The following is an 11,933-nucleotide window of genomic DNA, read 5'->3' on the forward strand; positions in this document are numbered from 1 at the left end:
CACGCCAGCCGGGCCGTAGTTGCGCTTGACGATCAGATCGCCCGCATGGCCGTTGATCGTGGCGGTGGTGTAGAAGGTTTCAAGGATCATGCCATGCGGATCGGTGCCCTCGTAGGGGGTAGCGTGGATCATCCCCGGCCCGACCAGTTTCGCGGCCGTCATCACATCCCACAAAAGCTGGGCGTAATCGGCATCGGCCGGGCTGCCGAAGGGCATTGTCTGGGCCTGCGCAGTGGCACCGGACATGCCGAGCGAAAGCGTGAAGGCGGCTGCAATCAGTTTCGATTTCATTGGTCGTTCTCCCTGGTTTGGTGCGTTCAGGACTGCGGGCGGCGGGGCTTGTTACACGAGAACCGTTCACCTGTTCGTGAGCGGCGGTTGCATGGGAGCGCCTTGGGAAGCTGCGCTTCACGTTTGCGCGAAAACCTGTAATGGCGCATTACCGGGGGCAGTCATGTCCCATGCTTGGCAAAAAGGGGGCGGCTTTGGTGCGAAGGCTGGCGACGGTGCTATTCCTGCTTGCGGCCGCGCCGAGTGCCGGTTTTGCTGCGGGCGAGGTTTGTGTGCAAAACGGCGATGCCGCCGCCTTGGTCTTTACCGTAGAGAATGCGGCCGGGGTGCGGGCGCGCGCCATGCTTGCCCCGGGTGCCAGGCTTTGCCTGAGCAGTTCCGGAATGCCGGGCGGGGTGGTGGCGGTGTTTGAGCGCGAAGACAGCGTCGAGGGGTGTTCGAGGCTGGTCGGGGCCGGGGGAAACGAAGAGCTTTTGGCCTATGCCGCCTTCGACCGTTGCCAATGGGCCGCGCATGGCCGCTGACCCGGACCGCATGCGCCTGCACGGCATCGCAGGCTGGATCGGGCGCAGCCTCGGGCGGGTGGCGCTGATCGCCCTGGTGGTTTATGCCCTGCATCTGCTGATCGGCTGGGCGACCGGGCTGACCGCAAGCCAGCCAATGGGCGGCTTGCGGGCGGGCATGCTGCTGCTGCTGCTGGCGGTCTATGCGCTGCTCATCGCCACGCCCTTTGTGCCGGGAATAGAAATTGGCCTCTCGCTGCTGGCCATTGAAGGCGCGTGGATCGCGCCATTCGTTTATCTTGCCACCAACGCCGGGCTGATGCTGGCCTATGTTCTGGGCGAACGCCTGGCCTACGCGCGGCTGGTGCGGCTGCTTGCCGACCTGCGGCTTCGCCGTGCGGGTGATCTGCTGGCACGGGTGGCGCCGCTTTCGCGCGAAGCGCGGCTGGCGCTGCTGCGCGCAAGGCTGCCGCGCTGGTGCGCGCCCCTCGTGTCGCGCTATCGCTATGCGCTGATCGCGGTGGCGGTGAACCTTCCGGGCAACGCGCTGATCGGCGGCGGTGGCGGCATTCTGTTCGTGGCGGGGCTGAGTCGCCTGTTTCGGCCTTGGGCAATGGCGGGCACCATCGCGCTTGCGGTGGCACCCGTGCCGCTGATGATCTGGGGCTTCGACATCAATCTGATGGCGATGTTCTGAAAGCTTCGGCCTGGCGGGCCGCGGAAAGACCCTGACATGGCCTGTTCCTGACGCCAAAGCGCGAAGCTGTTGCTGCTACGACTGCCATGGCCGAGGCCATCGCCTCGGCCATGCGCTGATTTTCGGGTTTCCGGGCCGGGGGCCCAAAGCCCCCGGTCAGCGCCCGCCACCCGGAGGGCGGGCGCTTCTCGCCCGCCAGGGCAGGCGCTGACCTTTCGTGGTGGAGGTGGAGGCGGCCATGTTGCAGCTTGGTCGCGGCGGGCGGGGAAAAGCAGGGCTTTTCCTGATCCGCCCGAACCGGTGTCCGGCCCGGAACGTTTTCCCGCCCGGGATGTGGGCAAGACCTTTTTCAGCAGCCTGTCAGTCGTGGAAGATCGTCGCACCGGGGTTGAAGGCCGCGAAGGCAAAGGCAAAGGGCACATGGTAGATTGCCGTCTGCCCGCCCCTTGTCACCGTTACCGTGCCCACGTCGCGCCCTTCGCTGATCTGCCGCGTATCGAGCGCCGAGGCCTGGCCCGCCTGCCATTCGACCCTGAACCCGCCGACCTCGAAGGGCGCATGGGCCTGCACATAGGCAAAGCTCCAGGCATCGGGCAGGCCCTCGATTGCCACCACCCGCATCAGCGGCTCGCCCGGCCCGTCATAGGCACCGTCATAGAGGAACGGCTGGCGCAGGCTGTCATAGCCCTCGTAAGGGTTGGCTCCGTAGCTGCGGCCAAACCGGTTGGAGGCAATCAGCACTTCGCCATCCGGGTGGCGCGCGGCAAATTCGCCGAAAGGTTCAAAGCGCGAAGGCAGCCGCACCAGCTCCTCGCCCATGTGTTTGCCGATGATGGCACGGCCCTCGAACTGCTGCCACCAGCTTTGCGAGGCGCGGTCATACATCACCAGATCGGAATTGCGCAGCTTGCCGGTGGTGCCGAAGGTCGTGGCTTCGCCCCCCACACGGCGGTCGAAGACGATGCCGGAATTGCACAAGGGGCAATAGGTCACGGCAATCGGCGTGCCTGCGAAACTGTCGTTGACGATCTCGTGCCACATCAGAATCGCCACCGGATAGGCCCGCGCCTGGCCGCCGATCTCAATACTGATCACCGGCTCGCGGTCGGCGGGGCGGGTGGACAACGCGGCCACGGTCTGGAACTGGGGGGCGTCGATGGCGGGAATGCCATCTTTCGGCGGCCCGCCGGAAAGGATTTCGGCAAATTCAACCGATGAGCGGCTGAAATCCGTGGCTGGCCACTCGGCACGCCAGGCCGCGGGGGCGGTCTGGGCAGTGGCGGCGGTAGCGGCAAGGGTCAGGGCAGCGGCGAGCGCTGCGAGCAGGGTTTTCATCTTGCGGTCTCCCCAAAAGGTGTCGTGCCAGCCACCGCGGAGGCCCCTGCGCCCTGCTCGCGCGGGGTCTCGGGCGGTGGTCGGCATGGCTCAAGCTGTGGCGGAACTCTGCCAAACACAAATCACGCGGCTTCACGAAGCATTGAGCGGTTGAATTCGCGCGCAGATTTCACGAAGCTGCGGTCGCAACGGCGGGGGTGCGAAGGGTGCGCGAGAGCAAGCGGCAAGACCGGGACGCAGAGGCCGCGTTGCTGCGCATGCTCGCATCGGGCGACCGCGCCGCCTTTGAAGCGATTTATCGCAAGCACAACGCCGCCATGGTGCGCTTTGCCACCGGCATCTTGCGCAGCCGCGCAAGTGCCGAAGAGGTCACTCAGGATGCCTGGGTGTCGGTGCTGAAAAACATCGGCGGCTTCGAGGGCCGCTCGTCGCTGGCGGGCTGGATTTTTACCATCGTGCTCAACAAGGCCCGCACCCGCGCCGGGCGCGATGGCCGCTCGGTCTCGTTCGATGGCGCGGGAGAAGATGACAACCTTGCTGCCGCCTTCGACGGTCGCGGCCGCTGGAAGGACATGCCCGAGCTTTGGGAGGAAATCACCGCCGAGCGGATCATTGCCGGGCGCTCGGTGTTGCACCACGTCACCGCCGCAATCGAAACCCTGCCGCCGGCGCAGCGTTCGGTGCTGGTGCTGCGGGGCCAACAGGGGCTTGAGGCGGACGAGGTCTGTGCAATTCTCGGGATCACAGAAGGCAATATGCGCGTGCTTTTGCACCGCGCGCGGCTAACAGTGCGGGCAGCGGTGGATGGTCTGGCATGAACCGGGGCGCGGCTTGCACACCGCAGATTTGCGCCTATTTTTCGCCATGCTGTAACGCGCGCAGGGCTGGCATGTCCTCATCGGGTGAAGCACGAGAAAAGGACTTCGCCAGATGCTGAGCTGCAAGGAAGTTGCCCAACGCGCAAGCGCCATGATCGACGGCGAGCTTGGAGCCTGGGACATGCTCCAGATGCGGATGCACCTGGCGATGTGCAAGGGCTGCGAGCGGTTCATCGGCCAGATGCGCATCACGCGCGGACTGACCGAGGCCGCAGGCGAGGCCGAGGCGGAGCAGGATGCGGACGATCTGCGCATCAGCGCCATCCTATCCGAGCTTCACGAAGGCAAGCAAACGGGCGGCTGAGGCCCCAAGGGAAGGAATATGGGAATGAAAAATCTGCTAGCTGGCCTCGTCGCCGGGTTCGTGGCGACTGTCGTTCTGTCGGCGCTGATGGTGGCAAAAACGATGATGGGGGTGATGCCCGAACTTGACGTCGTCAAGATGCTCGGCGCGATGATGGGCACCGGCGATGCGCTGGGCTGGGCCGCGCATTTCATGATCGGCACGCTTGCCTGGGGCGGCGGGTTTGCGGTCGCCTACGCCCTGATCCCCGGCGGTGGCGCTATTGGCAAGGGTATCGTGTTCGCCATCGCCGCCTGGCTGATGATGATGCTCGTGGTCATGCCAATGGCGGGGGCCGGACTATTCGGCATGGCCTTCGGCATCATGGCCGCAATGATGACGCTGGTGTTGCATGTCGTCTTCGGCGCGGTGCTGGGCGGGGTCTTTCGCGCCCTGTCGCAACCTGGTGCCGCAACCGCATGAAGGTGGGGCGGGGCTTCGGCCCCGCTTTGCCATGCGCGGTTTTGTGGTAGACAGGCGACAGAGCCACACGAACGGATCGCACCATGCCCCAAAGCCTCGAATTTGGCCTCGACACTTTCGGTGATGTCACCACCGGCGCGGATGGCCGCCTGAAACCACAGCCCGAGGTGCTGCGCGATGTTGTCGAGGAGGCGGTGCTGGCCGACGAGGTCGGGGTTGATTTCATCGGTCTGGGCGAACACCACCGCGACGATTTTGCCATTTCCGCGCCCGAGGTGGTGCTGGCCGCAATTGCCGGGCGTACCCGCCGGATCCGCCTTGGCACCGCTGTAACGGTGCTTTCCACCGACGACCCGGTGCGGCTGTTCCAGCGCTTTGCCACGCTTGATGCGCTTTCCGAGGGGCGGGCCGAGGTGATGCTCGGGCGCGGCTCGTTCACCGAAAGCTATGGGCTGTTCGGCTTCAGCCTCGATGATTACGAGGCGCTGTTCGAGGAAAAGCTTGCGCTTTTCGCCGCGCTGATCCGCCAGCCCGAGGTGACGTGGAGCGGGCAAAGCCGCGCCCCGCTGCGCCGCCAGCGGGTCTGGCCGCCGCTTGGTCCGGGCGGGCTGAAAACCTGGATCGGGGTCGGCGGCAGCCCGGGTTCGGTGCTGCGTGCGGTGCGCCACGACCTGCCGATGATGCTGGCGATCATCGGTGGCAGCGCGCGCCGCTTTTTGCCCTTCGTCGATCTTTACCAGCGTTCCTATGCCGAGATCGGCAAAGCGCCGCAGCCCCTGGGCGTGCATTCGCCCGGCCACATCGCGCCGACTGATGCCGAGGCGCAAGCCGAGGCCTTTCCCGCCTACAAGGCGCTGCATGACCGGATTGGCCGCGAACGTGGCTGGCCCGCGATCACCCGGGCCGATTTTGAACGCGAGATCGAGCACGGCGCGCTCTATGTGGGTGCCCCCGAAACCGTGGCGCGAAAGATCGCGGCGACCACGCGCACGCTCGGGCTGGCGCGGTTCGATCTGAAATATTCCATGGGGCCGCTGCCACATGCGGCGCTGATGCGCTCGATCGGGCTTTATGGCAGTGTGGTCATTCCCCGGGTGCGTGCGCTTCTGGCCTGAGGCGGGCCTATTGCCGCAGGCGCTATGACCGCATTGCGGAGCCCGCGCCAAGGGGCGCAGATTGGTGCCGAGCGCCCGCGGCGGCTGCCCCGTCGGGCGGTCCCGCGGTGCGGGACCAAGGGCAGGCAATGTCGAAAACAGGTGCAGACCAAGGCGTGACGCCGCTGGCGCTGGTCGCGCTCGGCGGGCTGGCGCTGGCGCTTCTGGCGACCTTTGTATTCCCCTTCAGGCCCGCGCTGGTGGCAGGGCTGGTGCTGGTCTATGCGGCGGGCGGCATTCCCGCGTCGCTGCGCGCCGGGCTGGCGCTGGTGCGCCACCGGGTGCTGGCGATCGACCTTCTGATGGTGCTGGCGGCGGTTGCCGCAGCGGCGGTCGGGGCGGCGCTTGAAGGCGCGGTGTTGCTCACGCTTTTCGCGGCGGCGGGCGCACTGGAAGCGCGCGCGATGGGCAAGGCACGCCGCGCGGTCGAGGCGCTGATGGCGCTGCGCCCTGATACGGCGCTTCTGCGTGGCCCCGATGGCGGGTTGCGCGAAGTGCCGGTTGCCAGCCTTGCCCCCGGCGACCGGGTGCTCTTGCGGCCCGGCATGCGGGTGCCCGTCGATGCCGCAATCCGCATTGGCGAAGGCGAAATCGACGAGGCGACGATTACCGGCGAATCAATGCCGGTGCGCAAGGGCGCGGGCGATGCGGTTTTCGAGGCGACGGTGAACCTGACCGCGGTGCTCGAGATCGAGGTGATGCGGGCGCTTGGCGAAAGCACGGTGGCGCGGATGATCGCAATGGTCACCCGCGCGCAAGCCGAGCGCGCCCCTTCGGAGCGGTTCGGCGACTGGTTCGGACAGCGCTATACCCTGGCGGTGCTGGCGGGCGCGGCGCTTGCCTACGGGGTGTTCCTCTGGCTTGGCTACACGCCGCAATCGGCGCTTTACCACGCCGCGACACTTCTGGTGGCGGCCAGCCCCTGCGCCATCGTGATATCGGTGCCCGCCGCGATGCTTTCGGCGCTTTCGGCGGCGGCACGCGGTGGTGTGCTGTTCAAGGGCGGTGCGGCACTGGAAACCCTTGCCGAGGCGGGGATATTTGCCTTCGACAAAACCGGCACGCTGACCACCGGCCGCGCCGAATTGCGCCGCGTGGTGGCGCTGGAGGGCAGCGAAGCGGCGCTGCTGGCGCTTGCCGCGGGCCTTGAGGCGCATTCCGAACACCCGGTTGCAGGTGCCATTCGCCACGCCGCCGTGGCGCGCGGCATTCAACCTGTCGCGGTGTTCGAGGTAACCGCGGTCACCAGCGAGGGCATCGCCGGAATGGCCGGAGAAAGCCTCGTCTGGGCGGGAAATGAGCGGATGATGGCGCGGATGCTGGCGGATGCAGGGGCCGCGGCACCGCCGCTTGCCGCACTTGCCAACTCGGCGGAAACCGTGGTCTGGGTCGGTCGCGGGCCGCAGCTTCTGGGCGCAATCGGTCTGGCCGATGGGGCCCGCGCTTCGGCCCCCGAAGGGCTTGCGGCGCTGCGCCGCGTCGGCATCGCGCGGCAGGTGATGATGACCGGCGACCGCCGCGAAGTGGCAGAGAAGATCGGGGAAGAGCTTGGCTTTGCGCCCGATGACACCCACGCGAACCTTCTGGCCGAGGACAAGCTGCGGCTGGTGGCCGCGCTTGCCTCCGAGGCGCGGGTGGCTTTTGTCGGCGACGGGGTGAATGACGCGGCGGCGCTGGCGCGCGCCGACGTGGGCATAGCGATGGGGGCCGCGGGCAGCGATGTGGCGCTTGCCGCCGCCGATGTGGCGCTCCTGTCGGACGATCTGACCCGGCTTGCCGCAGCACTTCGGCTTGCCCGCCGCACGCAGCGCATCATCCGCGCCAACCTGTTCTTTGCCGTCGGCGCAATGGTGGTGCTGGTGGCGGGTGCGCTGGCGTTTGAACTGCCACTGCCGGTTGCGGTGATCGGCCATGAGGGCGGCACGATTCTGGTGGTGCTGAACGGGCTCCGGCTGCTCGCCGACCCGATCCGGTCAGACCGCAGGCCTCGTTAAGGCAGGGGGTGCCGCTTGGCATTCTGATGGCGGTAATCGCCGCGGCCACGCTGGCGGTGCCTGGTGCGGTGGGAGGGCACGGCGGGCGGGGCGCGCGTTGTTCGGGGTCACGGTCTCGCACCCGGTGCTTGCCCGCGCCGCCGCTTGCAGCCAGACTGGGGCAACGCGGATTTGAGGAGCGGCATGGAAACCCGGCTGGAGCTTGGTGCCTATCAGACACGATCGCTTGCCATGACCAGTCGGCTGCGGCAGGCCATCGGGCTTTTGCGGCTGGGCAACCAGCAGCTTTCCGAGCATCTGGCAAGCTTTGCCGCCGCCAACCCGCATCTGGTGCTGGCCGCCGCGCCGCGCCCTGCGCTGGCACGGAACTGGCTTGACCAGTTTCTTGCCGCGCCGCCTGCCGGGGCCGCAGCGCCAGCTCCCGCGCCGATCTCTGGGGGCAGCAGCAGTTCGGGGGCCGACGCGGCAGAGCGCGCTGCGGCCCCCGAGCCGGGGCTGGTGGAGCATGTCATGGCGCAGCTTGGCCTGCTCGTGCGCGATCCCGCCGACCGCCCGCTGGCGTTGGCCTTTGTCGCGGTGCTGGAGCCGAGCGGCTGGCTTGGTGCCAGTGTTGCCGAGGTTGCGCGCGGCTGTGGCGTGCCCCAGGCCCGCGCCGAAAAGGTGCTGGCAGAGTTGCAGCAGGCGGAACCCGCCGGGCTTTTTGCCCGCTCGCTTGCCGAATGCCTGCGGCTGCAAGCGCAGGATCGGGGTCTGCTTGCCGCAGATTTCGCCGCCCTGCTCGACAACCTGCCGCTGCTGGCGCGGGGCGATCAGGCAGCGCTGGCGGCGCGATGCGGCTGTAGCGCAGAGCGGCTGGCGGAAATGCTGCGCGCTCTTCGTGCCATGAACCCAAAGCCCGGCGCGGGTTTTGGCGATGCGCCGCCGCCGATCACCGAGCCGGACCTGATCGTGCGGCGCGAGCGCGGGCGCTGGATGGTGGAACTCAACCGCTCCACCCTGCCCGCAATCGAACTGCGCGAGGCCCCCGAGGGTGGCAGCGACGAATTGTTGCGCGATGCCCGCTGGATGGCGCGCGCGGTGGCGCGGCGCAACGCCACCACGCTGCGCATCGCCCGCGAAGTGCTGCTCCGTCAGGCAGGGTTTCTCGCCGACGGGCCAGAGCGGCTGGTGCCGCTGACCGCCGCCGAAATTGCGCAGGCGACCGGTCTGCACCCGAGCACGATCAGCCGGGTCACCGCCGGGTTGCTGCTGGCAACGCCGCGCGCCACGGTGAGGTTTCGGGATTTCTTCAGCGCCGCGCTGGCCGCGCGCGGGGATGCCGCGCCGGTCGCCACCCAGCGCGTGCTGCACCAGATGCAGGCCCTGATCGCCGCCGAAGACCGCACCCGGCCGCTCAGCGATGACGACATTGCCCGGCATTTTCAGGCCAGGGGTGTGGTGCTTGCGCGGCGCACCGTGGCCAAATACCGCGCGGCGCTTGGCATCGCGGGCTCGGCGGCGCGGCGCAAGCGGTGAGGGGCACCATGGCTTGCGCGAAAATTGCACAGGGGTGCGCGCATTTCACGCATTGCGCCCGCCAGACGCAGCGGCGCGCCGTGGCACTGCGCCCAAGGTTTGGAAAAACGCCGAAAATTTTGCGCGCAGCCCGGCCGCGCTGTGTGGCACGACTTGTGCATCTAGGAAGCTGTCCACCTTGACCCGGACGAATGCGCCGTTTCGAGCGCAGTACACAGGGAGATAGAAGATGACGACCCTACAGCGCCTTCTGCTGGCCTCCGCGATGGCAATCGGCCCGGTTGCAACTGGTGCCCATGCCGCCGATCTCGTGGTCGGCTTCACGCTTGATGCCGATACGCTCGACCCCGCCAACCACCGCAAGCGGGAAACCGAAACCATCATCCGCAACCTCTATGACGGTTTGCTGACGCGCGATGCAAACATGGTCGTGGTGCCCGAAATTGCCGAGTCGATGACCCAGGTTTCGCCCACCGTCTATGACTTCAAGATCCGCGCCGGCATCAAGTTTCACGATGGCTCGCTGATGACCGCCGAAGACGTGAAATTCACGCTTGACCGGGTAACCGTCGAAGGCGCGATGGAAGGCCAGACCAGCCCGCGCGCCAGCCTGATGGGCCCGGTTGCCTCGGTCGAGGTGGTGGGCGGCGATACCGTCCGCATCACGCTCAAGGAACCTTGGCCGATCCTGCCCGCGATGCTGCCCAACCAGCAGATCGTCTCCAAAGCCTTTGTCGAAGCGAACGGCTCGCAAGGCATCGCCACCAGCGAAAACGGCACCGGCCCGTTCCGCCTCGTGGAATGGCGCAAGGGCGAATCGGTCATTCTGGAACGCTTTGCCGATTACTACGGCGGTGCCACCGATATTGCCCCGGTCGGCCCGGCCTGCGTTGACCGGGTGATCTTCAAGATCATCCCCGAAAGCGCCAGCCGCGTTGCCGCGCTTCTGGCGGGTGATGTGCACATCATCAACGAGCTTCCGGCCTTCTCGATGGCGCAGGTCAATGCCAACGCCGGCACCCATGTGATGACCGTGAACGGCACCCGCAGCTTCTTCGTGGCGATGAACCTCGAAGGCGAATATTTCGATGATCCGCGGGTGCGCCAGGCCGCCGCCCATGCGATCGACAAGAACCTCCTGATCGACAAGATCCTCGGCGGCAACGCCGCGCCGATCGACGGCATCCTCTCGCCCGACGCTTTTGGCGCGAGCGAGTTGCCGAGCTATGGCTACGACCCCGAAATGGCGAAGAAACTTCTCGCCGATGCGGGTTTCCCGAACGGTATCGACATCGTCATGGATACCGAGGGTGCCTTCAAGGATACCGCCGAAGCGATTGCCTCGCTCTTGACCAAGGTCGGTATCCGCACCACCGTCGCGGTGGGCGAAAGCGCCCAGTTGACCGCGAAATGGCGGGTGCAGGGCAAGGCCCCGAAAACCGGCGACATGTACTTCTCCAGCTGGGGCAACGGTTCGCTCGACCCGTTCGACATCTTCACCCCCACCCACCGCACCAATGACCGCGGCAACTCGGCGGGTTATGCGAACCCGGCGGTGGATGCGCTGCTCGACGCCGCGGCGACCGAGCTTGACGTGGCCAAGCGCGCGGGCATGTATCGGGAAGCGGAACTGCTGATCAACGCCGACCTGCCCTACCTCTACCTCTGGGTGCCGCAGGACATTTACGGAGTATCCGACCGCGTGACCGGCTGGCAGCCGAGCGCCGACAGCCGCATCAACCTGCATGACGCCTGCCTGAAGTAAGCGCCGCCAACCAGGAGGAACGGGCATGAGCCTTGGCAAGCTGATCGAACGCCTGCTGCAACTCGTGCCCGTTCTTCTGGGTGTCAGCCTCATCGTCTTCGTGATGATGGCGCTGACCCCCGGCGACCCGGTGCAGATCATGATCGGGGACCAGAACATCACCCCGGAACAGGAAGCGGAACTGCGCCGCGGCCTCGGCCTCGACAGGCCCATAGTCGAGCGCTTTTTCGTCTTTCTCGGCAACGCCTTGCAGGGCGATTTCGGGCAGAGCTTCTACCACCGCCGCCCGGTTGCCGATGTCATTTCCGAACGCCTGCCCGCCACCATCGAGCTTAGCCTCGTTGCGCTCATCGTGGCGCTGGTGACCGCGATCCCGCTTGGTGTGCTCGCGGCGATCCGCAAGAACTCGATCTTCGACAAGCTCGCCACCGTCGGCTCGCTGCTTGGGGTATCGCTGCCGGGGTTCTGGTTCGGCATCCTGCTGATCATGCTGTTCGCGGTGCAGTGGCACATTCTGCCGGTCTCGGGCCGCATCGGCTATTCGAGCGAGATCGAAACGATCACCGGCTTTCTGCTGATCGACACGCTTTTGCGCGGCAACCTTCCCGCCTTCTGGGACGCGTTCAAACATATCATCCTGCCCGCCGTCACGCTTGGCCTGCCGATGACCGCGATCCTGATGCGCGTCACCCGCACCTCGATGCTGGAGGTGCTGCGGCAAGATTATGTGACCTTTGCCGATGCCAAGGGCCTTTCGCGCCGCCGGGTGCTGTTTCGCCACGCGCTGAAAAACGCGCTAATTCCCACGGTTTCGGTGGCCGCGATTGAAACCGGCAGCCTTCTGGGCGGCAACATGATCGTTGAAACCGTGTTCGGCTGGCCCGGCCTCGGGCGGCTGGTGGTGGAAAGCATCTTTCTGCGCAACTACCCGCTGGTGCAGGCCGCAGTGCTGCTTTACGCGGTGATCTATGTGCTCTTGAACTTCTTCGCCGACATTCTCTACACGGTTCTCAACCCGCGGGTGAAGCTGTGAGC

Annotated in this window: 11 protein-coding genes and 1 pseudogene; 10 read left to right on the plus strand and 2 right to left on the minus strand. The window is 66.6% G+C overall.

Annotated elements, in window-relative coordinates; translation table 11 throughout:
* Positions 1 to 291: pseudogene (locus Q8J98_RS10885) on the minus strand (hypothetical protein); the annotation flags it as partial.
* A 170-nt stretch (positions 292 to 461) separates the two neighbouring features.
* Here Q8J98_RS10885 and Q8J98_RS10890 point away from each other — a divergent pair.
* Positions 462 to 815 carry a hypothetical protein gene (locus Q8J98_RS10890; protein ID WP_305294363.1) on the plus strand — a complete coding sequence of 118 codons (354 nt, stop codon included), beginning with the start codon at positions 462 to 464 and terminating at the stop codon, positions 813 to 815.
* Positions 805 to 1,491: a hypothetical protein gene (locus tag Q8J98_RS10895; protein WP_305294364.1), complete on the plus strand. Its 687-nt coding sequence runs from the start codon at positions 805 to 807 to the stop codon at positions 1,489 to 1,491. The genes Q8J98_RS10890 and Q8J98_RS10895 overlap by 11 nt, the downstream gene beginning before the upstream one ends.
* 360 nt (positions 1,492 to 1,851) lie before the next feature.
* Here the strand turns inward: Q8J98_RS10895 and Q8J98_RS10900 are convergent, their stop codons facing one another.
* A complete protein-coding gene (locus Q8J98_RS10900; protein ID WP_305294365.1) occupies positions 1,852 to 2,826 on the minus strand; it encodes a DUF3179 domain-containing protein in 975 nt (324 codons plus the stop codon).
* 257 nt (positions 2,827 to 3,083) lie between these two features.
* On the opposite strand from Q8J98_RS10900, the gene Q8J98_RS10905 reads away from it, so the two are divergent.
* The 8 genes from Q8J98_RS10905 to Q8J98_RS10940 all read left to right on the plus strand — a co-directional run bounded on the left by Q8J98_RS10905 (position 3,084) and on the right by Q8J98_RS10940 (position 11,931).
* Positions 3,084 to 3,644, plus strand: a complete 561-nt coding sequence (locus Q8J98_RS10905; protein ID WP_305294400.1) for an RNA polymerase sigma factor — start codon at positions 3,084 to 3,086, stop codon at positions 3,642 to 3,644.
* A gap of 112 nt (positions 3,645 to 3,756) precedes the next feature.
* A complete protein-coding gene (locus tag Q8J98_RS10910; RefSeq protein ID WP_305294366.1) occupies positions 3,757 to 4,008 on the plus strand; it encodes a zf-HC2 domain-containing protein in 252 nt (83 codons plus the stop codon).
* A gap of 24 nt (positions 4,009 to 4,032) precedes the next feature.
* Positions 4,033 to 4,470, plus strand: coding sequence for a DUF6789 family protein (locus tag Q8J98_RS10915; protein ID WP_305185496.1), 438 nt, complete (start codon positions 4,033 to 4,035; stop codon positions 4,468 to 4,470).
* An 83-nt stretch (positions 4,471 to 4,553) separates the two neighbouring features.
* Positions 4,554 to 5,585, plus strand: coding sequence for an LLM class flavin-dependent oxidoreductase (locus tag Q8J98_RS10920; RefSeq protein ID WP_305294367.1), 1,032 nt, complete (start codon positions 4,554 to 4,556; stop codon positions 5,583 to 5,585).
* Between the two features lie 128 nt (positions 5,586 to 5,713).
* Positions 5,714 to 7,618, plus strand: coding sequence for a cation-translocating P-type ATPase (locus Q8J98_RS10925; RefSeq protein WP_305294368.1), 1,905 nt, complete (start codon positions 5,714 to 5,716; stop codon positions 7,616 to 7,618).
* Positions 7,619 to 7,801: 183 nt separating this feature from the next.
* Positions 7,802 to 9,133: an RNA polymerase factor sigma-54 gene (gene rpoN / locus Q8J98_RS10930; RefSeq protein WP_305294369.1), complete on the plus strand. Its 1,332-nt coding sequence runs from the start codon at positions 7,802 to 7,804 to the stop codon at positions 9,131 to 9,133.
* A 229-nt stretch (positions 9,134 to 9,362) separates the two neighbouring features.
* Positions 9,363 to 10,898 carry an ABC transporter substrate-binding protein gene (locus Q8J98_RS10935; protein WP_305294370.1) on the plus strand — a complete coding sequence of 512 codons (1,536 nt, stop codon included), beginning with the start codon at positions 9,363 to 9,365 and terminating at the stop codon, positions 10,896 to 10,898.
* Positions 10,899 to 10,923: 25 nt separating this feature from the next.
* Positions 10,924 to 11,931, plus strand: coding sequence for an ABC transporter permease (locus Q8J98_RS10940; protein ID WP_305185491.1), 1,008 nt, complete (start codon positions 10,924 to 10,926; stop codon positions 11,929 to 11,931).
* Positions 11,932 to 11,933: the final 2 nt, after the last annotated feature.

This window comes from Phaeovulum sp. (assembly GCF_030684035.1).
GTDB lineage: Bacteria > Pseudomonadota > Alphaproteobacteria > Rhodobacterales > Rhodobacteraceae > UBA6213.